Here is a 26,729-nt window from a genome sequence, read left to right as displayed (position 1 = left end):
ATTGCCGAAGGCGACTTCACCATGTGGTCCGGCCTCAATGCCGCCTTCCAATTCTGCAATATGAAAGTTCGCCCGACCGCTATTTTCTCCATGAACGATGAGATGGCAATCGGCGCAATGCAGACCTTAAAAAATCAGGGCATCCGCATTCCGGAAGATATTTCGGTAACCGGTTTTGACGATATCGCCTACGCAAAATATTCCGACCCAAGCCTTACCACCATTTCGCAACCCGCAGAAGAGATGGGCAAGATGGCGATGGATATGCTGCTGAAAGTGATTGAAGGTGAACCACTCAGCCAACGCGAGTGTGTATTGCCAACGGAATTTATTATTCGTAAAAGTACCGGGCCGGCACCAGGGAAACGATAGTTTTTATTAGCCGCAATAAAAAAGCGCGCCGCGATCTAATCTCGGCGCGCTTTTTTAATAACGACCTACGAACTATTGAATGCGATCGAAATAGCGTTTCACGGATTCAGGAATTTCATTATCAAATTCACCCAGCCCTAGATCATGACGCTTGCGCTGTAAATCCTGATAAATTTCTTCTGCACGAGTTTCAATATAAGCATGGTCCGCATCAGTCAGGACAAGCTCATTTTCTTTAACCGGTAAATCACTCATGAGAACCTTTCCAAATCTATCTCCTCTTATTGCTGCAACCTCATAATATGCCAAAGACTCCAAGGCCAATTCCCTCCCCTGCAACGACGACTTAAGCATTCCCGTATAGGCCGCAAACCCCAACCGGAGCAACGCATCTGTGGAGCCATAGATAGCAGCTTTAACGTACAACTGGTTTCTCAACTCGAATCCTTTATCCGAATCACCTTTATCAATATAGGTTCTGGCATAACGCTCAGCAAGATGATGCATTGCCCTGATATCACCATTGTTTGATAGTGATTCAAGGGTGGCAACATCATAGGCTTCATATATTTTTTCATCTTTTTGCTCTAATGCACATTTGGCACCACGAGCAGAGCACCATTTTTTTACTTCAGCTTCTTCTTTAGCATTACCATAAACGCTAAGTATTTTAGGCGCAGAATTATCAGTCGATATAGATTTATGCGCATCTGAATTGATACCAACTACATTAGTTACACTATATTGATCAGCTTTAACGACCTCATGAGAGGCATTAGTTTCTTTCAGGAAAATTTTCTCTACATTTAAATTAGAATTGATTTTTTCGCGATAAAAAAAGCTCAAAGAAAAAGCAACAAAAGTTAAAAACACTATAAAAGTAAAAGCTATTTTTTTCCATGTCATCCCACCCATATAAAACTCCAACCTCTAACTTTTAGTTAAATAAAATAAAAGCGATAGCAATCTAGCCGTTATGGAAATAATTAAAATGCGCCATATGCTTTACACTGCATATGGCCGCTGTTTTTTGAGCAATTAGAAACCTTTCTATCAAAATCTATTTTCAGTGCTTTTATGCATGTCGCATGGGGAGAAGTTGATGCAGATACACTACCCACCACAGGATTTACTGTAGTGGTAACATTTGTATCCGACGGACATTCCAAAACACTATCAGCATAAATATTCTGTTCTGCATTTTCGCAAAGAGCATATTTATACATAATACTGCCTTTATTTTTTTGGCAATTTTCTATAATAGCCCGCTGGGCATACAAAGCATTCATATTGCTGTAGTACTGCTGGCTCTGACTTCCAGGATTGCTGTTATAGGGAAGAATAGTCAAATCCATAGTGGGAGTAGAAGGAGGAGTGCCCGTCACGGTTACCGTAGGCGTGCTAAGAGCACAAATGCTGACAGTACTAAAACAAAAAGCCATCGCACAAGATTGAACTATTTTCATAGCATACCTTCCTTAGATTCATTTCAGGTTATTAGTTAGTTGTTTGACCCCAAGCGATATAATGCTATCCCTATTACTGCTAAATTCGCAATCATTGAAAACGATTTCAAAAAAATAAAATTAAAAAAATATTGCAACTACTGGTAATGCCTCACACAAATTGCAGATCTCTCTAGCCTTTTATTGGCTAGAATAAAAAAGCGCACCGCGATTAAATCGGGCGCGCTTTTTTTTATTTCACCAAATTTATTTGGCCAAAGAACTATTTTTTAGCAGCAGCTAACTCAAAGTGATCCAACAGCTCCATCGCCGCCACAATCAAATGATAGAGAGTACTTGCCGGAGCAACATCAACTACCACTTCATCATTTGCGCCGCGCTGGTCGACATAAGAGCCGGGAGTGGATGCACAGAGATAGTAGGTAAATAAATCGTCTACACCCTTCACTGCAATCGCTTCTGCATCTGAATTGCCTTCACGGATTTGCACGAGGCTTGCTTTGATTAATTCAGTGAGCCCCCAGCAGCGTTTGTTACGATCAACAAACTCACCTTTGTAAGAGGCTGCATCAAACAACAAACCGGATTTATCCATACCGATTTCCAATCCGCGCGCATAAAGCACCTTGGTGTACTGTGCAACCGGGCGTCCCGTGCGGCGATGATACCAATCGAGCAACCACACCCATTCCATCATATGCCCTGGCTCAACAGTATCGCCTTTGGCATTAGGGAGACGCGCCCAATTTTCATCGAAAAACTCAAACAACACGCCATGAGTTTCGTCAAAGAAATGCGATTGGAATAATGCAAATAATTCACCGACACGCGCGAGATATTTTGCATCGTTAGTTGCATCGTAAAGCGCAAGAAATGCTTCAAACAAATGCATGTGCGGGTTTTGGCGGCGACAGGCGTAATCGTAATCGCCTTCCGTCCAACCACCGACAGCAGAGCCAAAGTGTGAATCCAAATGAGCGATGAGTTTATCGGCTTCGTGCAAATAAGACTCTTCACCGAACGCGCGATAACACCAGGCATTGGCAAGCAGGAAAAACGCGTGGTCGTAAAGATCTTGTTTGGTATCTACCACTACAAAATCTTTATTGAGCAAATGGGTGTAACCACCGCCAGCGGTTGGATGAGCCGCCGTTTTATGGACAAATGCCAGCAAATCTTTGGCAACGGTTTTGCCCTCAGGGCACCAACCACGATGATAAGCAGCAGCAAAGAAAAATGCCTGACGCGCCTGCACACGCACGCGGGTGGTAGATTCCAGATCAGGAACACCGGCAGCAGTTAAACGTTCGTAATTGGCTTTGGTTTCAGGCTCAATGCCGCGCGCCAACCAGAGTGGCACGGCATCATTTTTGATCCAGTTTTCAAGGCGACTGGCCGCCGCTCGCAATGCTTGTGTCATAGAAGATTCCCAATTCGCAGCGCCGCCCCTGGCGAGAAATATAATGATCGGTTTGATTGCGGCTGATGTAACAGGGGCATTTTGCGGGAGGATTACACGGGGCGCAAATAAAAAAACCCCGGACAAGCCGGGGAGAAAAAAACACAACAGCGGGCTATGGCTTAGCAATTCATCACTAACAACCGCTGGCAATCCAAAGATGTGATCTACTTCTAGAAAACATCGATTTGTAACCGATTACCAACATAAATACATGAATAAAAAGACCTTAGCGAGACCATTATCCATATTTATGTAACCGGTTTCAAGTTTTTGTCGTATTTTATTCTCTCTGAAACCATATCCAGTCCATATTTCTGGCAGTTAAAAAAAAACAAAACCCCGGCAAGCCGGGGTTGGTTCAGAATCATGTGCGTTATTGAGGCAGGAAATCGAACGTCTGATTTAAGGTAGTACGCGCCACATTCGAAGCAGGAAAACTGATGAGTTTGATGCGCTGCAGTATTTTTGCTTCCAAATCCTTATCACCCAGCTCGCTGGACACCAAACTGGCTTCTACAATTTTGCCATTGGGATCAATCACAATCTTGACCACCATCTTGCCTTCCAAAGCCGCATTTTGACGTAGCGCCCGATTGTAAATCGAATAGATTGCGCCCTTGTGCTGCTCCATAATTTTGCGGATTTCTTCTTCGCTGCGCGCTGCACCGCCGGTACCGTTGCTATTGCCTGCAGTTGCCTGGCCAGATTTTTTTGTGCCCTCTGCCAATCCACTTTTTACCCGCGTGGTTTCGCGCCCCGAAAGAGCTGAGCCCCCCGTGTCGCGACTAAGCCCTGCGGTGCTGATACCACCACTCCCTTTAGTCACACCACTGGTAATCATGGCGCGATCTACAGTCGCAGCCTGACCACCACTATTGGTCGTAGTTGTCTCTGCCGTTTCTATCGCAGAGGTTTGCAAGGTATCGCGCATTTCAGCAAGGTCATCTTTAAACTGCATCAGTCCGCTATTACCTGCACGCTCTCTTGCCTCCGCAACCGCCACATCCTTGGTTGTGCCTGCATTATTAGTCACCGGCTTATCGGATGGCTTAACCGGCGATTTTTCCGGTGGCTTGGCAACCACTGGCTCATCCGGTTTTTTCGGTTCAGGCTTTACCTCCTCCGGCTTGGCCTCTTCTACTTTTGGCGGTTCAACCACCGGCGGCGGCAACACCTGTTGCTCCAATACCACGCGCGCCAATTGCGGTGGCAGCGCTTCTTTTTCTGCGCGGGTTAACTCCGGCAAAGTTACATAGGAAATAGGAATTGCCAGTGCGACAAATAGCAACAACAGCGCCGAAAGGATTTTTTTAAACCGCTGATCATCATTGGTCAACGCCCAAGGCAATTGCAATACTGTCACAGGATAGGTCGCCGCCATATCAACCTCCCGTGACCTTATCGCTGGCTTCTTTGTGCAATACCGCTAGCGAAATATTGCGATATTCCGCTGCAACACAAGTGGCCATGATTTTTTTCAATTGCTCATACGGGATTTCGCGATCACCCAGTATGGTAATAGAGCGCCCTTCTGTTTTTTCCTTCTCCGTTAGCGGTGCCGCTTTGCTTGCAAGATATTTTAATTCTGTCTCAAGTGGTTCAAATTTCGCTGTTTCGCTGGCCATCATATCGCTGATGCTGCCGACACGACGCCCCGATACCAAAATCTCACTTGCATTGACTACAACGACTAAATTTTCTTTCGGCAATGTTTCCGAAATTGAACTCGGTAATTTAACAGTTTTATCTGTTTGCAATATTTCGACTTCGGTTGAGTAGTTAATCAGCAAAAAGAAAATCAACAATACGAAGCAGTCAATCAGTGGAACCAGATTAAGTTTGGGTACAAAGTTTAATCTGCCGCGATGGCGAGCCATGCGTTTTGCGCGCGAGGATTGTTTCATGGCTGCACTCCTGTAGCCGGAGCCACAGCACGAGTCTGTTCACCGGGCGGCGGGGCATCACCAAGGGATATCTCGGGAAACAATTCTGCATTCACAACCGAGGTTGCAACTACAGCGCGAAAAGAGCGCGTGGTATCCATCACCTCCACAAGGGTTTGGTAATCAATATTTTTTTCCGCGAGCAAATAAATATCGCGTTTCTGGATACCTTTATCGGCCAACTGACGTTTAATTTCTTGTAAGTGAAGCGTCAGGTTTTGATAATCGTAATTACCTGCAGCAGTTTTTTCGATCCGCTTAAGCTGGATCCCGGCAGGATAATTAATATCAAAATAATCCGCGCGCACCACAAGCTCGAGCTGCGCTGGCGGTTCTTCCTGTTGTTGGCTACTAGCGGCAACATCCGGCAATTTCAGATCCAATACAGTAATACGTGATAGCACCATGCCCATCAACAGTACGGGTACCAGAACAATAACCAGATTGATGAATGACGTTACGTCAACATCAGCCTCTTCGCCATTGCGTTTCGATAATCGGCGCATATGGTTTTACCTCTAGCCCCAATTATGGTTTGGCAGTCGTCGCATCAGTAGCACGTTGGCGCGCGACCGAGTCCTGTGCATTGGTAATAATATTCAAGCATTTAACGCCCGCCATTTCGAGGCTATCAATGATTTCCAATGTGCGGCTCTGGATCATTGAGTGGGCCAGCAGTAAAGGAATCGCCGTAAATAATCCGAACGCGGTTGCGTTCATCGCTACCGCAATACTTGCCGAAAGCAAGGCTGCTTTTTCAGATGGATCAGCTGCCGCTACAGCAGAGAACGCCGAACTCAAACCATGAATGGTACCGAGCAAACCGAGCAAAGTGGCGATGTTAGCGAGAGTAGCAAGATACCCTGTACGACGCTCCAAACGCGGCACCGCTTCCATCACCCCCTCTTCCATTGCCGATTCAATATCTTCACGACGACCAGATTGCGACATGCGCACCAAACCTGCATTGATAATACGCGCAACCGGTGAATCAGAACTTTTGCTGGTATTCAATGCACCCTGATAATCGCGCTTATGCAACAACGCGAGGATGCGGTCGAATGCTTCGCGATTCAATTTTTTTGCATTTGCAAGAAACACAAAACGCTCGATAACAATCGCAAGACCCACTACCAAAATAATGCCGATGGGAACCATAAACAGTCCTCCATCCTGAAAAAAACGAATGATCTCAGTCATACTCATCATAAAAACTTCCTCTGCCCAAGCAATAGTGGATATTAAAATTCTACAAACCCTGGCCGCAAAAACCGACCATTCATTTTTTATTGCATCTCGTCAGCCGCTTCCAGCTCACGCGTCAATTCTTCCCGCTCTACATGACCAAATACTGCATCTTCCTGGCTGCTTAGCATTTCCATTTCCAAATCAGGGCTGAGCGGCGATTGCCACGGCAAAATATACATAACCCGTGGTTGCTCCTGATTTCCTGTTACTGTGGTTTGCAAATTAATATTCGCCTCACGCACCATTTTTTTCTCCCCTGCTGGCGCTGTTGCAGGCGGTTGTTCGGCAGCTGGAGGAGTTGCAACTGTTGAGCTGTTTTGCTCCTCTTGTGCATAAACGCTCATCACCGGAAGGAGAACGCTTATCAACATTAAAATTTTATTCATCATTTACTTCCTCTTGCGGAACTTCACTAACAGTGGAAGATTCTTCAGCGGGTGCGGCAGCCTTTGGTTTTGGCGCAATACCTAAACGGCGCTGCAAATCGGCAATCCAACTGGTCGCCTGTTTGTCATTACCGCCAATTAATTGCAAGTAGGCCTCGTAATGCGGCAAAGCCTCTGCACTTTTACCCATATATAAATCGTAAAGTATGGCCAGATTTTTATGACTTTCCGGGTGGAAAGCCCAAATGCTCAATGCTTTTTTATAATTCGATTCCGCTTCTGCAAAACGGCCAGTTTCGCGCTGCAAAATTGCAAGCTGATTGTAGGCGTCAAGATTAGTGTGATTTGCAGTAATCGCATCGTTAAAGGTTTGCTCAGCTCGTTTATCTTCTTTTTGCGCGCGATAAACCAAACCCAGATTAAGATAAGCACCTGACAATTTATTATTTTCTGCAACTACCTTTTGCAATAATGATTCTGCTTGCGACCATTGTTTATTGCGCATTGCACGTGTTGCATCGGCAAAATTTTGTGCTGCTTGCCGGCTAACCGAAGGTTTATTCTGCAAGTAGGGGTTAGGGGTTGCTGGCCCTGCCGGCAGTATAGATGCACCTGGTGCTTGTGCAGCAGGTACAACTTCTTTTTTGTCATTCGCGCCCACAGTGGATTTTTTCTCTGGTGCAGATGAACAACCGGATAACAGGATGGTCATTACCAGCAGGGATGCAATGAGCTTATTGGATATCATTGCTCACCTCCAAGCGCGACTCAGCTTTGTTGTAACGCGCCGGTAACAGTTTGGCGAGCGCATCAAAACTGCGCTTGACACCTGCATCGTAGGTTCCAGTCCAGCTGCGCTGTGCATTCGCCTGATGAATTTCAATAGCTTTTTCTTCAAATGGATAAGCCTGTTCTTCAAGCAAAATTTCATATTGCTCAAGTGCCAATTCATCAAGATCTTTTGGTCTTTGAGAACTCATTAGGTCGCGACTAAGCTGGGCATAAATTTCACCGATATTAAAACTGGCTTGGGTGGTAAATTCACCCACACCAAAAGCCAGCACCTGCTCTTGCCCTTTAAGTGCTTTTTCCAGTGCAGCGCGCTTGCGCTGCAAACTATTTTTCAGTGGCAGAGTTAATTGAATACGAGAAAATTCGTAGTACGATTGTTGCGACAACTCAGCCTGTGCGCTTGCCGCCAAATAAGTTGAGCGATCTGTTTTTGCACTGCCAGCGCGATTGTGGGTATTGATAATATTTTGCAGCCAATAGAGACGTTTATCTTTCTCGCCCGACGCCGCATAGAGTTCAGTTAATTTAAATTGCGCTTCAAGATTATTGGCAAGCGGTAGCGCATATTCCGTTGCATAACGACGATATTGTTCGATTGCCTGTGCGCGCTTGCCCGATTTTTCGTACAACTCAGCACCGAGATACAAGGCCTGACGTTTAACATCCGGATCAGTACTGGAGCGCTCCAGAATTGCCAATTCGTCGGCGGCTTGCTGCCATTTATTTTGGCTTTGGTAAATCAATACCATTTTCGCTGGTAGCGTTGAGACCAACTGATGATTGGGATACTTTTTGCGGAAACCTAAATAAACATTTTCAGCTTGCGCCCATTTTTGCTGCTCAATTAGATATACACCGGCATCATATTGCGCTTTGGCTGCAATTTCAGTGTCGGGGGTTACCTGGGTGATGCGCAACAGTTGTGCGATCGCTGCACCTTTATCACCAAACACCAAACTTGCATCAGCTTGCTGATAAATACTGGCAGCAATTCGTTCACGCACTTGCGCAGCGGTAGGTGCGCCCGGACTATTGCCGTATGCAGGCAATAAATTTAGTACTTGCACATAAGCTTGTTCTGCCGCGGCATATTCTTTGGTTTCGTAACGGCTATGACCGAGGATCAACCAGCTGGAAAATAATAATTTCCCTTCAGCCGGCGGTTGCCAGGCAATGACACGTTCGGCAACGGCTTTAGCGTCGACATAACGGTTTTGTTGCAACAAATCATTTGCCGCTTCCGCCAACACTGTCACCGCGCGTGGATCGGTTTTATACACATCGGCAAAGTTGATGGCATTCTGGATTTTACGCGTTTGCCATTCTTCCAAACGATTGTCAGGCAAACTGCGCGCTGACTGGATTAGTTGTTGCGGCAATAACACAGCAGAATATCCCGCATCTGCACCGCGCAACTTATCCATATAACCGTAAGCAACTTGTTCGTAAGCGCTCATTGCTGCCGGTAAATCGCCAGCCTCATTGAGCGATTCAGCCAACAGAAATGTCATCTCGGCAACTTGCGAATCTTTTTCAAAAGTCTGTACGAACTCGCGATACCATTTTGCAGCACGGGAAAACGCAGCTGTCGCTTCGGTATTTTTAGTTGACTTAAAACTTTGCGCCTGCGCATGCTCATACTGCGCCAGCTCTTGCAAGGACTGATGCAAGTACGCAAGCGCGCTATCGCCAATTGCGCCTTTACGCTGCGTCCAATAGTTGCTGCTAATACCATAACGCTCAACAAATTCTTGCTTCGCCGGGAGAATCAAACTCGGAAAATCACCTTGCTGATAGACATCAATAACTTTGATACTAAAACTGGGGGCAAAGTCCGAATTGGCATTGTGCTGCACATAATGCTGGTAAGTTTCCGCACTGTCAGTAAAGCGTTTTTGATCGAGATACAACTGTCCGAGTTGCTGGTAAAGTAAATATTCATAAGCGCGACCACCACCCAACTGGGTTTGTAAATCGCTAATGGATTTAGCCCCCTCCAGATAAGAAAGTGACAGCGCCATTACACGCAAAGTATCTTTCACCAAATTGGTTTTGGATGCACCTATATCCGTTAATGCTGCATCGACATCTTTTGCATTAGACGCATGGCCGATGAGTTGATCCATCACACCCGCAAATGATTTGAGTGCGAGATCATAGTCGCCGCGTTTAAATTGAGCCCAACCTTTCATGTAGAGGGCATTTTGTTGCAGCTGCGGATTATTGCCCTTTACTACTGCATCGTAATTGCGTTCTGCCGCCGCATAATCGCCATCGGCAAATGATTTTTCTGCGCGACGAAATTGCGTTTCAGCCATAAATAAAGAATCAGGATTGGTTCCTGCCAATTGATCCAGCACGACTGCCGCTTCATCATTGCGACCATCCAGAGACATCGCTTTAGCCAATTTATACCGTAATTGATCGGCCGCAATACCTTTTACCGGCTGCGCATTGGCTTCCTGCATTTTCAGCAATTCGTTATACATTGCGATTGGTTTATCGTAATGCCGCTGTGTATCACTGGCATTAAGTTGCGACTTTTCGCTACGCGCCATTTCCAGATCGGCAATGCGCACCATAATTTGTTGGCGCAATGCAGGCTCTTCAGCAGCTGCCAACGCGCGCTGATAACTTTGCTCTATGCGCGCCATATCAATTACAGCAACCTTGGCTTTGGCGTCGGGCAATTTTGCAGCTGGCAAATCAGCGAGCGTTTTCCCTCGTCCATCATCACCAAAACCAACAACACTACAGCCATTCAACTGTATAGCGCAGCCAATGACGAGCGATAAAAATGCAATCCGGAATGCAGAGTGGCGAATCTGTTTCATTCTGGTTGCTTCCTTAACTCGGCATCATACAAACGTGCAATAGCAAGGTGCGCTTGCGCCAGATAATTATTCAAACGTTTTTCGTGTGATGCCAACTGCTGATCAACCTGCTGACGCAACAGCCCACTTTGAGCGGCGATGAGTTGATCGGTATTACCCAGGTTCAAATCAACCTCTTTTTGCAACACTTGCAAGCGCGCCAATACCGGCTGGATATCAACGCTGGTTGCCGTTACATCTTCAATGCGTTTACGTGTTTGGGAAATTTGCACCAGGTTTTTATCGATTAACGCCAGCTGCGATTGCTGCTCCGCCAAATTTGCGGGATAAGCTTGTGCTGCTCGCCACAATAAGATGCCGCCAAACATTTTAGTACGAGCCTCTAGCTCAGTAGTATCTTGTCCAGCAGCTTGCATTTTTGCGATGGTTTGCTGTGCCCGCTCAATGCGACCGTAAAAAGCACGGGTCTCATCGTCAGCCAGCGCCATATAATTTTCGTCGTCGATGATTTTTTGCAAATTATCTGCGATGACTGAGCGCTCGCTTTGCAATTGCTGTTCTTCCTGCGCGATTGAGTTTTGCGCAAGCTGTTGCTCATGGCGACCGCGACGGGATTGTTTGTCGATAAGCAAATCGTTGTAGGCAATTAATTTTGGCTGCCAATTTTGCAATAGCTTTTGCAAGCGCAATAAATCGCGCAATTCCAACACCGCCGTTTGGAACGCATTTTTTGCAAACAACTCATTTAAATAAGCAGAACGGGTTTTGATAATGCTGGTGTTGTCCAGTTTGAGCCAATTTTGGCCATCATCAGTCACCACGGCGGTGACTGCATCGTCCGCTTTATCGGCATGCAATATTTTTTTCGCATCTTCACTGGAGAGCGGCTCACTGCCAATCAAGGTGAGCAACTCGCCTTCAGTCAAGGTCGCACGCATATCACGAATCAGTTGAATTTCTCGCGCGAGCAATTCTTCCGCCGCTTGATACGCATTTACCGCTTCACCTTGTGCACCCAATTTTTCATAAGCGTAAGGCAATGCCAGCAATGACTCTTGCACCGCTGGATACATCAAACTGCGCGTGCGCAGGAGTTGCCAAGGCTTCAACGCCTCAACGTATTGTTCCTGTGCAACGGCTGCCCAGCCATATCCCAGTAGCGCTTGATTGGCAAACACACCTTCAAGACGCACTTTGGTGAATTCGCGAATTGCCGCTGCATATTTTTTTTCTGCGAGATAGCTGTAGCCAAGTGCAGTGTAGGCTTTATCTTGCAATGCCCATTGCTCACGGCGACGCAATGGTTGCTCAGCGATATCCACTTCAGCAAGTTCGTTAAAAAATTCTTGTGCAGTTTTGAAATTGCCCTCGCGCGCATTCGCCGCGCCGAGGTTATAGAGTGCGTAAGGATTCCAAGTACGCAGTTTTTCGTCCTCAACGTTATCGACCGTCAAGTCAGCAAAGTTTTTGTTGCGGATACGGATATTGATTAGCAGTGCTTGCATCTGTGCGCGCAGTGCCGGTTTGAATTCACCGCTGACACGCGCAAAACTTTGCTCAGCTGCCGCCCAGTCACCGCGGGTGTAATGCAATTTACCGAGATAAAACCAGGCAGCGTCACGCACCGATTGTGGACGACGCTCATCTTGCAGAATTTGATTGAATACACTTTCAGCGTGGCGCTGCATACCAAAAGCAAGGCTGACACCACCGGCAATTAACTCCGGATTATCGCCATGTCCCTGAATCCCGTCGCGGGTGTCAGCAACCATTAGCTCGCCGAGTGACGCAATATAATCTTGTTGGTAGTAGTGATAGAGGGCGACACCGTAACGCAAATCAGCGACGGAGGTTTTGGGTTTTTCCTTTGCATCAGCCGGATTAATCAGCGCGGCAGCAAACAATAGAAAATAGTGTAACGCGGAGGTTGGTGCGCGCATTACATCTGCCATTGTTTGATATCAAAAACAGGCTGTAATTGCGCGGTGGAATCCACAATGCGCAATTCCAATACCAGCGGCTCCTGGCCTTTATTAATCACCAATTTGGCTGCGCGTTTATAGTCTTGTTGCGGCCCGCGACCGGTAAAAAATGCGCTTATCTCATGTTCGCCGGATTTTAAATTGCCAATGTAGAGCCGCTGTACGCCACCGCGAAACAGCGCTTTGGTCTGCTTGTCGGTATAGAGTTCGCTGGCTACCAGTTTGTTATCAATTTCCAGTTTGATCGCATCTAATGCGAAGTAAGCTCCCAAATCCATGGATACATACACCGCCACCTGACTGCTGGCCGGATAAAGTAATTCCTCTTCCAAAATTAACAAATCGCGATTGAGGGTCAGCACCGACTCTTTGAGAGATTCGACTTGTTCAGCGCTTTTCGCTGGCGTCTGCGCAAAAGCCTGCACAGAACAGATGAGTAGGGTCATAACAGCCAGACAAAACCACTGGCGCAGGGGATGGATCATGCTCTCTCTCCGATTTCTAGTAGACGGCTCTCGTTATCAATATCGCTGCGCGCTGGTTATCTGCTGAAAGCTCGATTTCATTAATCGCGCCATAGCCGGCTCATTCTAGAAGCCAAACCCATTCTTGGATGTGACTTTGAGCACAGTTGATCTGGCGCCTGAGTTATTTTTTAACGCGTTGATCAAATACCCGGCGGGCAACTATAAAAACAGATTCGGAAAGCTCAAAGCTTAGATGGTTTTTGAAGGGCAACAACTAAAAATCGCTTCCCGCCAAAGGACTGACGGGCAGCGATGAAAGAACTTACTCGGTTATACGAATGGTATCGATCTGGATCGCCCCATGAATGTAAGTCGGCTTACCATTGGCATAAAAATGGATCGCCAGTTTGCGCACATCAGCCGCATTAAAACCATTGGGGAAACTGCTGCCCAGCTGAATTTCAAATTCGTGCCACTGTTTCCCGGTCATTCCAGCGGATGTCAGCATATCTGACTCAACCTGACGGGCATTGCTATCGGTGGCAACCACACTAAAACCAATTGAAGTACCACTTGCACCAACCAAAGCATCCGCCAGCTTTATTTGGAAACTGGCCTTTTTATTACGGATATTTATTGCCTTGGATAGCTCAGTCTCCATCGCCCAATGATCGAAATCCGTTACCCATATCGGGTACAAACCCAGACCTTGTGATAGGTATTTAGTTATCTCGTCCATGCCACCGCCATAGGTAGCAAAGACCCACTGATCCAATGAGGCATTGGTATTAAAATGCTCGCTGTAGATATCTTTTGATTTAGGAGCACTGCCTGAACTTTTGACCCATTTGATATTGTCCAGCTGAAGCACTACACCTTTTTGGCTGGCATTCTCGAATACAGGGCGAATCATAAAAGCCGTATCGATTTTGCTCGTATCCAGACCATCGCGAATCAAGTCGACAATATTGATCTCAATGGTTTGCCATACATTTTCAAAGCTGACCGGAAAAAATGCACTGTGACTGGTACACGGCCAGACACATTCCAATACCAGTTCGAATATCGCATTGCCTGTGGTGGAGTTGTAGCTCTCGCCAAAATTCACAACATTCAAATCGAACACCAATTTTCCAGTGTCATAAGCCGTGCGATTTTGGGTACTCACGCTTCGCAGTTGCAAGGTCGATCCGACACCAGCCTTCTGCCCATAAGTAAGCTCAACGACTTTCCCGCGACCAGCCACCGGTGAATTGATCACTTTCCACTGGAGGTTGCTGTCATTCGTTTCTTGCGTGTAAATCTGACCTGCGTAGGTTTGTACATCTTCCTCGTAAACCTGAAATGCGCCCCACTCAGCATTCAAACACTCCGAAAAAATAACACCCTCACCATTACAAGCCCCGACAGAGGACGAAGATGAGGACGATCTCAATGATGAAGACGAACTAGAAGATACGGATGAAATCGAGGATGAGCTCGAAGATGCAGGTGAGCTTAACGATGAAGATGAACTTGACGATAAACTCGACGAGATAGTTGATTCCGATGATACAGAAGAGCTTGAAGATACAGATGCAACGGAAGATAAGGATGAAACCGAAACTACAGATGACTTTACCGAGGAAGTGCCTCCGCTGGTTCCACCTGAACCACCCCCACCGCCACAAGCACTCATCAACATGCTGGACAACAGGATTCCTATAACGCGTTTCATAACGACTCCTTTTACATTTTTTAAAATACTAATAATGGGAAAAACGGGATTAAAGAGCCGAGCGATGGCCATCAAATTGGATTTTTATTAGGGATAAGACGCGGGGAGGAATTGTGACAAGTTTTCGGCTGTCGTCAAATACATTTTATTAAATTGGGGGCTCAAGCCCTTTACTGTAGAGAACCTTGCCCGCATCGGTAATAACGACTGCATCAAAACCGGGCAATTTATTGATGATCGCCAAGCCTTTTTCCGGCCCAAGGATAAACACAATTTTGGACAGTGGATCTGTATCAAACCCCGCTGGTCCAAGAATAGTCACACTGTTTACTCCGCTGGGAGACTTACCCGTGCGTGGATTCAGGATGTGATGCACTCGCTCGCCATTTTGATCGATAAAATAACGCTCGTAATCGCCCGAAGTAGAGAGCGACACATTGACTAGTGGCAAGGTTACTGCGACTGCCTCAGCGCGTGGATTTTTAATTCCCACCAACCAAGGGCGACCAAATTTATCGCCGATCACCCGGCTATCACCGCCGGCGGTAATATTGGCATGCTCTACGCCGAACTTGTTTTGTAAAATCGCGGTGGCGGTATCAACCGAATAACCTTTGGCGATTCCACCGAGGTCAATGTAAACACCGGGGTGTTCAAACCACACGGTATTGGCTTTTGTATCCAGATGGATAAAGCGGTAATTAATCAGCGGCAATAATTCTTCGCGCTGTTTTTCACTCGGTTTAAGTTTTTTGCGGTAATCGTAATAGCGGCCGAGCGACGCGAAGGTGATATCAAAAACACCATCGCTCAAACGGCTGTAGTAGAGGGATTTATCGAGGATCGCCGTCATTTCAGCAGAAATTTTCAGCGGATTTTTTGCGCTGGCTTTGGGCGCTAATTGGTTGACGCGATAGAGTTCGCTGGTCTCGATATAGGGACTAAATTTTTGGTCGATGCGGCGCATTTCTTCCATCACCGCTGCTACCGCTTGCTCGGCTTTTTTATCGTCTTCTAACCAGAGGACAACACTGACCTTAGTGCCCATGATGTCCTGGTTATCGCCATGCCAGGCGGCACTGCAATGAATGCTCGACAACAACAGTGCAAATAAAAATAACGCGCGCATTATCACAACCATTACAGATTGATATCTACACGATAATGGGTTCTACCCTCTTCATCCACGCGATCTTCCTGAGCGAACATGGCAAGCATATCGATGGCATTCGCCGCTTCAAAAAATGCTTTGGGTGCTGCCAATTCTCCAGAGACTTTACCACCAGCCGGTGCAGCGAGTTCGATTTGCAAATTGACCTCCACTGGCCCGGCCAATTGGAAAAATTTAGCGCTAACACCGTTCTTGCCATTGTCTTTCAACTCGGCGGCATAACTGCCGATATCCATCCAATTAGCACCTGTGTTTACCCGCGCACCATTCCAACTGAGATTGCCCTTTAATTTCAGCAATACGTTACCGCGCAAATCCATTTCATCAATATGCGCAGAAAACTGCCCTTGGATAGGGAATGGGATGCGCTCTTGTACCAGCGCAGCAGGTAGCGATACATCTGCGTTACTCAAACGCAAAGCACCACCGGAGCCGCTGCAAATATCACCGGTAAAACTTTGCATGTTTAATTTGGTAGTGACATGTGCGCAGGGCGAAAAAGTGAGTAGCGATAACGGGCTCAAATTCCAACTCAACTGACCGAGCGAATATTCTTTGTCAGTCATACGCACGCTGGCCAAACTGGCGCGACCATCCCAGAGAGTTCCAGTCACACCACTCAATGCAACACCGGTCCCGCGCGTTAGCAGATAGGCGCCCCATATTGCAGGAATGTTGCTGATCACGAAAACCAGAAAAAAGATAACCCCCAAAGGTATCCAGAGTTTTTTATGATTTTTAAGTAATGCGGGAAAACGGCTCATAGGGCTAGTTTCAATCGAATCCGGTTTAATCGATGCAAACATTCATTTGTCGATGAATTGTTTAATTAGTTTTTTGCAGACGCAGATTCACCCTCACCTGCCCAGGATCATTGGTAGATACGATGGATAAATCGATCACCCTTATGCCCTGTTTGAATTCCAATTCGTATAACCACTGCATTAAAGGCTCATAGGCTGCACGATCAAGACTCACACGCACCTCACCATTTGCACCGGGCTGAAAGTTGCTCATGGATAAACCATTTGCACGCAATGTGGTATCGATTAGGCCATTGATATTGTCGTTGCTCGCACTCGCTCCCGCATTGCGCGCCTGTTGGATTTGCGCAGCAGCTATTTGCACTCGCCCCAGAGTCTGGGTCGATGCAGTGTTGGCAGCATATAATTGATCGCGTTTCTTTTCGATCGGCACTAGCACCATCAACCACAGCAGATATAACACAACCGCCAAACCGCAGCCGAGAATCATCATCTGCTCGCGGCGATTGTATTTATTGAGAAAGTTCAGCAACTGATTCATGACAGCATTCCGGTTAAGGATTCTTGGTAACTTTGAGGCGGGCAGTTTGCACATTGCCCTGGGCATTAAAGCTTGATGTTTCCGCATTCAAACCCTGGCTGCGCATATTCTGGGTCAGGGTTTCAAATGCACCGAAACTATCGGCCTGGATACTGAGATTCAACTCGCCCGATTCACCCGCGTAGGACACGCCTTTAATACTGACATTAGGCACCTGCGCCACTTGAGGCAATGCCAACGACAACAATGACATCACACTGGCAGATTGGCTCACAGGTTGGTTTTGCTTGAGCAGAGTAGCCAGTTGTTTTTCCGGATCAACAATTCGCCCCTGCGGAATAACGGTACGCGCGCTTGCTTCAATCTGCTGACGGATTTTGAGATTTTCGCCACCGAGTTTATGGATCTCAAACAACAAAGTGCCCAGATAAACTGCAACACAGACACCGGCAAAAATAGCGACCGATTGCCACATTTTCCACCAGCGTTCGATAGGCAAACGCTGTGAGAAGTCGCCTTGGCACAAGTCAATCGAACTGTTGCTGAAATCCAACGACCATTCGTCAGCCAGAGTTTGGCTGGCTATAGAATCTTGCAATTCTGCCGGAATCAACTCGCCCAATAGCGTCAGATCGGCTTCACTGGCAGCACGCAAATGCAAACTGGGCAGGCTATCTACCCGCTCCTGATCGCGCAGCAACATTTGCAATGCCATACGGGCATGCTGCCGCGCAACGCTGAACCCCATGGTGCTCGCGTAGCGCAGGTAAACTTGATCGTGATACAAACCCAACGACCAATGATTGTATGAATCAACCGCTGCTTCGCTCGCCAATGGCAGGGTTAAAGGCGCAGTCCAACAACGGGTGACTTCGATACCCAATGCCGCCAACTCGGCGAACGCCGCTTGCAGCCACACCTTATCCGCGAATGCGACAACCACTTTGCCATTTGCCGGTGTTGCCAGCGCAAAATGCAGGTCTTCCACATCGCCCACGACTGAGTCTTCCAATTGGAATGGCAGCAGGTTGCGCAGGTGTTTTTTCTCTTTTTCGCTGTATTCCAGCTGACGGGTATTCACCTGACTGCCGGGCACTATGAGCCATGCCGACCGGGGGGTGGCGGCATTTTCGCTTAATGCAGTGCGCAGAGCCTCACGGTCGCCCGAGGTACCTTCGCTAAAAGGAATACCATCGGCCCCTAACCAGCACCAGCGAAAGCTGTCGGCGAGGGTTTTACCATCGGCAGAAGTATCTACAGAGAGCACCAATTGCATGGACATAATTGCTCTAACTCGTTATTCAATCAAATTAGGGGATGGCTTATTCAACCAATTCGGTTTCGCCATCTTCATCATCGTCTTCACCGCGATCAACCGTCGGCAACTCGAACACATCATCGCGGCGGATCACTTTCAGTGTGCCCGGCTCATTACCGCGCATCATCAAACTACGCATGCTGCGACGCTGATCAACTAACTGCACAGTCGCGTTTAACCAGAAATATTTGGTGTTTGTGGTCAGTCCATCCACATCCAGTGGCTTACCTGCAAACATGGTATTCCATGCTTCGGTGACCGCCTGTTTATCAGCAAAGCCAGCAGGTGGCCGGGTAGTAATAAACTGTTCCATGTCGGAAGGATTCATAGGGCTTAAATCCGCCGAGCCATTAATACACAACAACAAATTATTAAAATTCTTTCCGTAAGGATCGACCAGATCCATCGTATTTATATTTAAGCCCGCATCAGCGACAGGAAGCACTGTGATAAATGGCAACAACCGCGCAACCAATATCGGACTCTCATTAAAACCGCGCACCAGACGCAACTCGTCCACAGATTTAAACAATGCGTTGGCGGCGCGATAGGGAATTTGCATTCCCTGATAAAAATTGGACTCTGCGCCGCCGGTGCCAGACTCTTCTTCGTCGGCGTCGATCCAGTCAACCACACCGGCCAACAGCTGCTCGGCCTGGTTTTGATCGAGCGGTAAATCTGGAAATGTTTGCAATAACCGGATAAACCGGCGCTGCGGCTCGCTGTAACGCTCGGGCGTTCCCTCCGGTTTCGACACATCTATCGGGCGCGCCAAATCATTCAAATTAAACTGCGTAGTCGCATCCGTCATTCTGGCGAAACCGCTGACACCTTCATCCTGAATAGGGACTTCACTGCCCCAGGGTTCACCTAAATAGTCGGTACTGGGATCTATGTCGGCATCGGGAAACATCAACTTGGCAACTTCTTCAGTTCCTTCAAGAAAAGCCCTTGCCTGGGCACCGTGCCAACGGGTTTCTGCGCGCGCCAACCCCAGTTGATACTGGGCTGCAAACTTGATACTTAAACCGGCAACCAGCGCTACGATCAATAGCACCAGCACCAATACCGTGCCCCGCTCTTTGCGCATCTTACTGTTGCTCCGGCATAGCAAAGAGGCGCACGCTGGTGCCCACACCTTTGAGTTCGATCGTAATCTCTACCGCCAGTGGTAAATCCTGCGCTGTTGCACCCTGCTGGGTATTCTCCGGCCACTTTTGCAGCCAGTTGTCAGAAAAGTCGCGCTCTTCCAACACCGATTTACCTTTGGAACTGATCGCTCCCTGATGCAGAAAACGCAGCTGTATATCCTCTACATCTTCCAGCAACAGCTGGTGAAGAGAATCATCTTCCATGTCGATATCAGACAACTCCAGATTGCGCTCCGGCAGGAAGTCGCGCCAAAGCTTGCCCTCTTCAACCCGATATCCAACCATTTGCAAATCACTGCGCGGCAGATTGGAGAAGTTGACCCAACCGCGGCGTTTGAATAACAGCACCATCTGATCGGCGTCTTCACCAGACGAGCGCAGGCTGTCAGCCTGGAATATCGCGTTTTTATCCGCTGCTGCGGGTGGGATTACATGGCGCAAATCAGCACCGATAATCTGCCACGCGCGATCCAGACGGTTAATTTCATTCAGGACGTCGTTGGTGCGTTTGGCACCATTATCCGCAGCGTTAAGTGACTCAAAAGCCATTGCCGCAATCAGCGCCGATATCACCAGCGCGATTAAAACTTCCAGTAGCGTAAAACCGCGCGCAAGTTTCACTAGTTGTTCACCTGCACAAGTTCAGGATCACTGATATAACCGGTCAAACGCGCCATTGCCGGCTGATCCTCATCAACCGCTGAACGCCCGAGCGAAGCACCTTCTGCGGCGCCCATCAAGCGCACGGTAATCTCAACACGTTTAAAGCCAGGTACCGGCAAGGTATCCATAGCGATACTTTGTAATTGCCACTGCCAGCGCATGCCGGCCATATCTACAGTGCCTGAATCTTTTTCCGGCACCTTGTAATCACCCAGTGCTTTTTTCGCTTTCTGTTGTTGCAGCAAGCGCACACGCGTCAGCTGGTTTTCGGCCACCCAATAGGCGTAGGTTTTATCGCGGATAACTGCCGAACCATCGAGTTGGGTCATCACCAGGGTGATGAGCGCGGGCAGCACCATGGCGATAATTCCCAGCGCAATAATCGCCTCCAACAGAGTAAAGCCTCGTTGGTCAGGGCGCTTCCGATGGCAACTGGCGAAGGAGGGATTCATCGCCCGCGCTTATCCTCTTCGATACGTTTTTCTTCGCTGAGCCAATGCAGCTCACCGGCCAGATCCAACTCAAGCTCCTCAGTAGCGGAGGTTTGGCCGCCCTGCAGTTGATCCGCATAAATAGAGACTTCAACCTTGCCTGTACCATCACCACTGGGGAAAAATCCCATCACCGGATCTTGATATTCAAGCTCAGGGTCAAACTCCCAGAGCTCGTCATCCACCACAAATTCGATCACTAATCCTTCCGGCAAACAGCGAGGTGTCAACTCAGGAAGGTCTTGCCATTGCCGGTCGCGCACCCGACGCCATTGGTAACACCACTGCTCTTTGGCATCGATATCCTGTGCGGGACGCAACTCGACAAACAACCCCTGGGTTTCGCCTTTTAACACTGACTGCTCGGAGATATAACTCGCCTGTAACATAAACTCTTCGGCTTCGTTGCGCGCCATATCTGCCGGCGCATTTCCGCCTACTGCAATCGAGATAACACTCACCGCCATACCGATAATAAAGACCACAAAAATGATCTCAATCAGGGTAAAACCTAGCTGGTGGCGTTTCACTCGCTTAGCCTTGGGCAGTTAAAACTTACTGCTCATCCCACACGTTGATATCAGCGTTTTGGCCTTCACCGCCGCTCACACCATCGGCACCCAAACTGTAGATGTCGTATTCATGACCTTCGCCCGGGCTCATGTATTGGTAGTCGTTACCCCATGGGTCTTTGTTGAGGGTTTCGATGTAGCCGTTCGCGTTAAAGTTACGCGGCACCGGTGCGATTGAGCTTTTGGTCACTAACGCTTCCAAACCTTGCTCGGTGGTTGGGTAGTTAAAGTTGTCGATGCGATACAGTTTCAATGCGGTTTGCAGCGAGCTGAAGTCAGCACGGGCTTTTTGCACGTTAGCCTTATCCAATTTATCCATCACGTTGGGAACCACAATCCCTGCCAGCAAACCGATGATGATTACTACCACCATGATCTCTACCAGGGTAAAACCCGCCTGATTTAATCTTGCGTTCAATATTCTTGTTTTCATCATTTGCTCCTCAATATCAACTGGTCTTCAAAAAAATAAACTGGAAAATAAATGAATAATTACTTGATGTTGGTCATATCGAAAATCGGGGTAAGAATCGCCAGTACAATTACGCAGACTGCGCCGCCCATAAAGATAATCGTGGCAGGTTCCAACAGTCCCATCGCCACCCCCAACATCATTTCCAATTCGCGCTCCTGATCTTTCGAGGCGTTGTCCAACTGTTGCGGCAAGGTGCCGTTTGTTTCACCACTGGCTACCAACTGCACCAATAACGGCGGGAAATGGCCGGTATTTTCCATCGCGCGGCTGAGGCTCATACCTTCACGCACCGAGGCCGCCACTGTATCGCAAGCTTCCTGCAGGATTTTATTCGTCATCACCTGACCGGAAATATTCAGCGCTTGCAGCAGTGGCACACCACTGGCGGATAACAAACTCAAGGTTGCAGCAAACCGTGCAGAGTTAATCTGTTTTACCAATTCGCCGATTACCGGCAGCCGCAGCTGGACGACATGCCAGGCGCGCAAACGTTTGGGGTCGAGCATCAAGCGCTTGATGAGAAAATAAGCCCCCACCAAAGCAACTAATAAAAACAGTCCGTAATTCATCAAAAAGTCACTGGTGGCGATCAGGCCCTCCGTCAACGCTGGCAGCTCGCGCTTGCCCTGCTCGAAGATCCGCACCAGCTTGGGCACCACCAATACCATCAACGCCACAATTACTGCGAGACTCACTACCAGCATTACCACCGGATAAATCATCGCCATCTTGATGCGCTGCTGCAGCTGCTGGCTGGTTTGGGTGTAATCCGCCAAACGCTCAAGAACGGGGCTCAAATAACCCGAGCCCTCACCCGCCCGTACCAGTGCGCGGTACATATCGTTAAATGCTGTCGGGTTATCGCCTAGCGCTTGGGCCAGACTGAATCCTTCGAGAACCTTGGTGCGTACCTGCAACACCACACGTTTCACATTGGCTTTTTGCGACTGTTTAGCCGTTGCGTGCAAGGCTTCATCCAGTGGCAGACCTGATTTCACCAAAGAGGCCAACTGACGGGTGATCAAACTCAGCTCGCGCGTGCTCAAACGACTCGCACGGCGCTTGGACCAGGAGGAAATACTCGCGCCATCCGCAGCACTGGCAGCCGCTTCGCCATTTGCACTAAGCACTTCCAAGGGTTTGAGCTTTTTGGCACGGAGTTGCGTGCGGATATGCCGCTCGGAATCCCCTTCAAGGATGCCCTTGACGGTTTTGCCTTCCTCATTCAGCGCTTTATAACTGTATGCACCCATGATCTACATCCACTACAGCTGGGTGGTCACACGCAGCACTTCTTCAATGCTGGTGATGCCGTTGAGCACACATTGACGACCATCATCGCTCATTGACGGACTGGTTTTGCGTGCCTCAGCCAATAGCTCTTGTTCGCCCGCCTGCTCGTGGATCAGGTGGCGCAAACGCTCGCTGATCTCAATCAATTCATAGATACCTTTACGGCCACGATAGCCCTGATTATTACAGTGCTTACAACCGCTCGGCGCAGGGCGCCAGATTGGGGTATCGGCCGGCAATTTCAGCATATCGCGCTCGGACTCAACCGGCAGATACTGCTCCTTACAATGACTGCAGAGCACACGCACCAGACGCTGTGCCATCACCACTTCAAGACTCGATGCCAGCAAGAAAGGTTCAACGCCCATATCTTTCAGACGCAACACCGCGCCAATCGCGGTATTGGTGTGCAAGGTTGATAACACCAAGTGACCTGTGAGCGACGCCTGAATCGCAATTTCTGCCGTCTCGCCATCGCGGATCTCACCCACCATCACCACATCCGGGTCTTGACGCAGGATAGCGCGCAGACCTCGGGCAAAGGTCATATCGACCTTAGTGTTTACCTGGGTTTGGCCGATACCGGGAAGCAAATACTCCACCGGATCTTCGATGGTGAGGATATTACGACTGCGGGTATTGATATGACTCAAGCCTGCATAGAGGGTCGTTGTTTTACCCGAACCGGTCGGACCGGTCACCAGGATAATCCCGTGCGGTTTCAGCAGATTTTTAGAAAGACGTTCAAATACCAACTGCGGCATTTGCAATTGCTCTAGTCGCAACTGACCGGCAGCCTGATCAAGCAGTCGCAATACAATGCGCTCGCCAAACGCGGATGGGATGGTTGATACACGAATATCCACCGCGTGCCCTGCAAGGCGTACAGTAATACGACCATCTTGCGGCAAACGTTTTTCGGCGATGTCCAAACGCGCCATAACCTTGAGACGAGACACCAGCACTGGCGCCAGTTCCGCTTTGGGCGACAACACTTCGGTTAGCACACCGTCGATACGGAAACGAACCGATACGCGGTCTTCAAAAGGCTCAAGGTGAATATCCGATGCGCCTTCGCGCACCGCTTGCGACAGGATCGCATTGATCAAACGGATAATCGGCGCGTCATCATCGCCCGCGAGCAAGTCGGTGCGGTCGGCCAAATCATCAGCCATGGATGACAAATCAAATTCATTGCCCAGATCTTCAGCGGCGCGCTGCGCTGCTCCATCACCGCTTTGATATTCGCGGGTAAGGCGCTTCTGGAAGTCTTCAGCAGGCAACTCTTCCAAGTCCAGTTCTGGCCCCAGCACGCGTTGCAATTCAAGCAATACATCCAGAGTCAATCCAGGTCTGTGCAACACCCGTGGCATCAAGCCCGGTGCCAGCTCCTCCAGCATCACACCATGGGTAGACGCGAAGCTAAATGGCAGACGCTCGTGAACCGCAGGCTCAACTGCCTCACTGAGCGGCTCATCGACCAGCGCCGATTCGAAAACTTGCTCGCTCACAGCTTATTCCTCAGCAGATTGAGCGGCAGCGGCCGCATCGGCTTGCTTGGTGTCTTCAATGTACTTTTGAATCTGCTCATCCCACTCCGGAAGGATAGGGATATCGCGCTTATTGGTCAGAATTCCGCGCGTGCGCTGGAACTCGACTTGCTGTTCACGGATAGTTCTGTATTTCTCCGCCGTAGCACCCGTCAGTACTTCATTGGTGCGAATAATGGTTGGTCGAAGGAATATCAACAGATTGGTTTTGCGCTTGGAGGCACTTTGTGAACGGAACAAATGACCAAGTACCGGAATACTACCCAGCACAGGTACACGCTGATCGCCTTTGTTGAGCTGATCTTCGATCAGACCACCAAGGACAACGGTTTGCCCATCGCCAGCCAACACCTGGGTTTTGATTTCGCGCTTACTGGTGGTGGGGCCATTAGGTGAATTTTGGGTATTGCCGATTACCGATGAGATCTCTTGCTCGATATCCAATACCAAGCTGTCGCCCTCATTAATCTGCGGGGTAACTTGCAGCTTAATACCCACATCTTCACGGTTTACCGTGTTAAATGGGCTAGAGAAGGAAGTATTTCCACCAGTAGTGTTGTTTCCCAGACCAGAGTATGAACCTGTAACAAACGGAACTTGCTGACCAACCAAAATTGATGCTTCGTTATTGTCGGTGGTCAAAAGGCTTGGAGTGGAGAGAATGTTGGTCGATTCAGTAGTTTGCAGCAGCTTTAATACACTGAGGAAATCCACGTTTTTGCCCAGACGTCCGACACCAAATACTGGTGCCTTCACCGTATTGATACCACTTGCCAAGGCAGCAAGTGCGGTACTGTCATCTGGATTATTGAGAAGATTTAATGCGGGCGCCGCCACTGTGCCCATCGCACCACCAGAAGTAAATCCACCAAAGCCTGCATCGTCTGCTTGGTACATCCACTCAATACCAATCTCTTTGGCATTATTGCCGGTGATTTCCACGATAATCGCTTCAACCAATACCTGCGCGCGGCGAATATCCAGACTTTCGATAATCGACAACATGGTGTCCATGGTGTCTACATCGGCGGTGATCAAGACCGAGTTAGTCGCTTCATCTGCTTGCACTGCTGGGGCAGCAGTATTCGCAGGTGCACCTTCAGCCGGTTTACCGCCTTGCCCAATACTTTGCATCATGCCCGACAGGACTTTTGAAACTTCTTCAGCCTTGGCATATTTCAGGTAAACGACACGCACATTGCTGTTTTTTGATTGCGGACGATCCAAGTCGTCGACCAATAGTTTCAATCGCTGGCGAGTTAAATCATCACCGCTAATCACCACGGCATTGGTACGTTTGTCAGCCACAATTACCGGAGGTGATGTGGTCATACCACGGTTAGGGTCCGGCTTTTCCAATTGGGTCAGCATCGCCACCACATCGGCCGAGTTGGCGTAGCGCAGCGGGATTACATCGGTGTGGGTCACGCCGATTTTATCCAGCTGCACAACCAGTTCATTCATACGCGCGACGTTGGCGCGGGTATCGGTAATGATCAGGGCATTACTGGGTTCGTAGGTAGTGAGATGGCCATATTGCGGCACCAATGGGCGCAATGCGGCGAGAATTTTAGCGGCGCTGGTGTTTTTCAGCGGAATCACTTGGGTGATGTAAAGATCGTCTTTGTTGGTGACGTTATTTTCAGTCGGGATTGGCAAGTTACGCGCATCGCGGTTCATCACGATACGGACGATATTGCCGCTCTCTACCGCGGTAAAACCATGCACATCCAACGACGCCAGAAACAGCTCGTAAAGCTCTTTTGAATTTAATGGCTTGGTGTTGATGACCTTGATCGGACCGCGCACTTTTGGATCAATGATAAACGTCTTGCCAGTAAGTCCGGCGATAGACTTGATCACTTCCTGGATATCCGTATCGTTAAAATTGACTGCCCAGCGGGTTTCACCTTGTGCATCAACTGGTTGTGCTTGCACCTGTGCCAGTGCTGAGCCACTCATGCCCATCATCGTTGCCAGCAGAAGGCCACTAATAATGTTGTTATTTTTACGACCATAAAACCGGATCACGAACACCTCACTTGAGCATTACGTCTAGGTTAACTGTACT

At 48.4% G+C, this 26,729-nt stretch carries 26 protein-coding genes; 1 reads left to right on the top strand and 25 read right to left on the bottom strand.

Annotated elements, in window-relative coordinates; translation table 11 throughout:
• On the top strand, positions 1-372 hold a 372-nt coding region (locus AAGC78_RS20125), incomplete at its 5' end, for a LacI family DNA-binding transcriptional regulator (protein WP_435785896.1).
• Between the two features lie 72 nt (positions 373-444).
• On the opposite strand, the gene AAGC78_RS20120 is transcribed toward AAGC78_RS20125, so the two are convergent.
• The 25 genes from AAGC78_RS20120 to gspD all read right to left on the bottom strand — a co-directional run bounded on the left by AAGC78_RS20120 (position 445) and on the right by gspD (position 26,689).
• Positions 445-1,287 carry a hypothetical protein gene (locus AAGC78_RS20120; RefSeq protein ID WP_435785895.1) on the bottom strand — a complete coding sequence of 281 codons (843 nt, stop codon included), beginning with the start codon at positions 1,285-1,287 and terminating at the stop codon, positions 445-447.
• A 71-nt stretch (positions 1,288-1,358) separates the two neighbouring features.
• Positions 1,359-1,838, bottom strand: a complete 480-nt coding sequence (locus AAGC78_RS20115; protein WP_435785894.1) for a hypothetical protein — start codon at positions 1,836-1,838, stop codon at positions 1,359-1,361.
• A gap of 262 nt (positions 1,839-2,100) precedes the next feature.
• Positions 2,101-3,258 carry an AGE family epimerase/isomerase gene (locus AAGC78_RS20110; protein WP_435785893.1) on the bottom strand — a complete coding sequence of 386 codons (1,158 nt, stop codon included), beginning with the start codon at positions 3,256-3,258 and terminating at the stop codon, positions 2,101-2,103.
• A gap of 415 nt (positions 3,259-3,673) precedes the next feature.
• Positions 3,674-4,681: a TonB family protein gene (locus tag AAGC78_RS20105; protein ID WP_435785892.1), complete on the bottom strand. Its 1,008-nt coding sequence runs from the start codon at positions 4,679-4,681 to the stop codon at positions 3,674-3,676.
• Between the two features lies 1 nt (position 4,682).
• Positions 4,683-5,204 (bottom strand): ExbD/TolR family protein, encoded by a 522-nt coding sequence (locus AAGC78_RS20100; protein ID WP_435785891.1) that lies wholly within the window; start codon positions 5,202-5,204, stop codon positions 4,683-4,685.
• A complete protein-coding gene (locus AAGC78_RS20095) occupies positions 5,201-5,749 on the bottom strand; it encodes an ExbD/TolR family protein (protein WP_435785890.1) in 549 nt (182 codons plus the stop codon). The genes AAGC78_RS20100 and AAGC78_RS20095 overlap by 4 nt, the downstream gene beginning before the upstream one ends.
• A gap of 22 nt (positions 5,750-5,771) precedes the next feature.
• Entirely contained in the window at positions 5,772-6,443 is a 672-nt protein-coding gene (locus AAGC78_RS20090; protein ID WP_435785898.1) for a MotA/TolQ/ExbB proton channel family protein, read from the bottom strand.
• A gap of 86 nt (positions 6,444-6,529) precedes the next feature.
• Positions 6,530-6,880 (bottom strand): hypothetical protein, encoded by a 351-nt coding sequence (locus AAGC78_RS20085; RefSeq protein WP_435785889.1) that lies wholly within the window; start codon positions 6,878-6,880, stop codon positions 6,530-6,532.
• On the bottom strand, positions 6,870-7,625 hold the full coding sequence (locus AAGC78_RS20080) for a tetratricopeptide repeat protein (RefSeq protein ID WP_435785888.1): 756 nt from the start codon (positions 7,623-7,625) through the stop codon (positions 6,870-6,872). The genes AAGC78_RS20085 and AAGC78_RS20080 overlap by 11 nt, the downstream gene beginning before the upstream one ends.
• Positions 7,612-10,503, bottom strand: a complete 2,892-nt coding sequence (locus AAGC78_RS20075) for a tetratricopeptide repeat protein (protein ID WP_435785887.1) — start codon at positions 10,501-10,503, stop codon at positions 7,612-7,614. Before AAGC78_RS20075 ends, AAGC78_RS20080 begins: the two co-directional genes overlap by 14 nt.
• Positions 10,500-12,443 carry a tetratricopeptide repeat protein gene (locus AAGC78_RS20070; RefSeq protein WP_435785886.1) on the bottom strand — a complete coding sequence of 648 codons (1,944 nt, stop codon included), beginning with the start codon at positions 12,441-12,443 and terminating at the stop codon, positions 10,500-10,502. The genes AAGC78_RS20075 and AAGC78_RS20070 overlap by 4 nt, the downstream gene beginning before the upstream one ends.
• A complete protein-coding gene (locus AAGC78_RS20065) occupies positions 12,443-12,931 on the bottom strand; it encodes an AraC family transcriptional regulator (protein WP_435785897.1) in 489 nt (162 codons plus the stop codon). Before AAGC78_RS20065 ends, AAGC78_RS20070 begins: the two co-directional genes overlap by 1 nt.
• A gap of 343 nt (positions 12,932-13,274) precedes the next feature.
• Positions 13,275-14,669 carry a hypothetical protein gene (locus AAGC78_RS20060; RefSeq protein WP_435785885.1) on the bottom strand — a complete coding sequence of 465 codons (1,395 nt, stop codon included), beginning with the start codon at positions 14,667-14,669 and terminating at the stop codon, positions 13,275-13,277.
• A 148-nt stretch (positions 14,670-14,817) separates the two neighbouring features.
• Complete coding sequence (locus AAGC78_RS20055) at positions 14,818-15,798, bottom strand: FAD:protein FMN transferase (protein WP_435785884.1); 981 nt, start codon at positions 15,796-15,798, stop codon at positions 14,818-14,820.
• 11 nt (positions 15,799-15,809) lie between these two features.
• Positions 15,810-16,646 (bottom strand): type II secretion system protein N, encoded by an 837-nt coding sequence (locus tag AAGC78_RS20050; RefSeq protein WP_435785883.1) that lies wholly within the window; start codon positions 16,644-16,646, stop codon positions 15,810-15,812.
• Positions 16,647-16,665: 19 nt separating this feature from the next.
• Positions 16,666-17,145 (bottom strand): type II secretion system protein GspM, encoded by a 480-nt coding sequence (gene gspM, locus AAGC78_RS20045; RefSeq protein WP_435785882.1) that lies wholly within the window; start codon positions 17,143-17,145, stop codon positions 16,666-16,668.
• Positions 17,146-17,158: 13 nt separating this feature from the next.
• Positions 17,159-18,427: a type II secretion system protein GspL gene (gene gspL, locus AAGC78_RS20040; RefSeq protein WP_435785881.1), complete on the bottom strand. Its 1,269-nt coding sequence runs from the start codon at positions 18,425-18,427 to the stop codon at positions 17,159-17,161.
• Positions 18,428-18,467: 40 nt separating this feature from the next.
• Positions 18,468-19,553 (bottom strand): type II secretion system minor pseudopilin GspK, encoded by a 1,086-nt coding sequence (gene gspK / locus AAGC78_RS20035; RefSeq protein WP_435785880.1) that lies wholly within the window; start codon positions 19,551-19,553, stop codon positions 18,468-18,470.
• Between the two features lies 1 nt (position 19,554).
• Complete coding sequence (gene gspJ, locus AAGC78_RS20030) at positions 19,555-20,235, bottom strand: type II secretion system minor pseudopilin GspJ (protein WP_435785879.1); 681 nt, start codon at positions 20,233-20,235, stop codon at positions 19,555-19,557.
• Entirely contained in the window at positions 20,235-20,729 is a 495-nt protein-coding gene (gene gspI / locus AAGC78_RS20025; RefSeq protein WP_435785878.1) for a type II secretion system minor pseudopilin GspI, read from the bottom strand. Before gspI ends, gspJ begins: the two co-directional genes overlap by 1 nt.
• On the bottom strand, positions 20,726-21,298 hold the full coding sequence (locus AAGC78_RS20020) for a prepilin-type N-terminal cleavage/methylation domain-containing protein (protein WP_435785877.1): 573 nt from the start codon (positions 21,296-21,298) through the stop codon (positions 20,726-20,728). Before AAGC78_RS20020 ends, gspI begins: the two co-directional genes overlap by 4 nt.
• A 25-nt stretch (positions 21,299-21,323) precedes the next feature.
• A complete protein-coding gene (gene gspG, locus AAGC78_RS20015; protein WP_435785876.1) occupies positions 21,324-21,773 on the bottom strand; it encodes a type II secretion system major pseudopilin GspG in 450 nt (149 codons plus the stop codon).
• A 59-nt stretch (positions 21,774-21,832) separates the two neighbouring features.
• Positions 21,833-23,068, bottom strand: coding sequence for a type II secretion system inner membrane protein GspF (gene gspF / locus AAGC78_RS20010; protein WP_435785875.1), 1,236 nt, complete (start codon positions 23,066-23,068; stop codon positions 21,833-21,835).
• Positions 23,069-23,080: 12 nt separating this feature from the next.
• Positions 23,081-24,619, bottom strand: coding sequence for a type II secretion system ATPase GspE (gene gspE, locus AAGC78_RS20005; protein ID WP_435785874.1), 1,539 nt, complete (start codon positions 24,617-24,619; stop codon positions 23,081-23,083).
• Between the two features lie 3 nt (positions 24,620-24,622).
• Entirely contained in the window at positions 24,623-26,689 is a 2,067-nt protein-coding gene (gene gspD / locus AAGC78_RS20000) for a type II secretion system secretin GspD (protein ID WP_435785873.1), read from the bottom strand.
• Positions 26,690-26,729 lie beyond the last annotated feature (40 nt).

The sequence above is a fragment of the Cellvibrio sp. genome (assembly GCF_039207905.1).
Lineage (GTDB): Bacteria > Pseudomonadota > Gammaproteobacteria > Pseudomonadales > Cellvibrionaceae > Cellvibrio.
The sequence above is the reverse complement of the archived record's forward strand: the minus strand, read 5'-3'. Positions and strand labels throughout refer to the sequence as shown.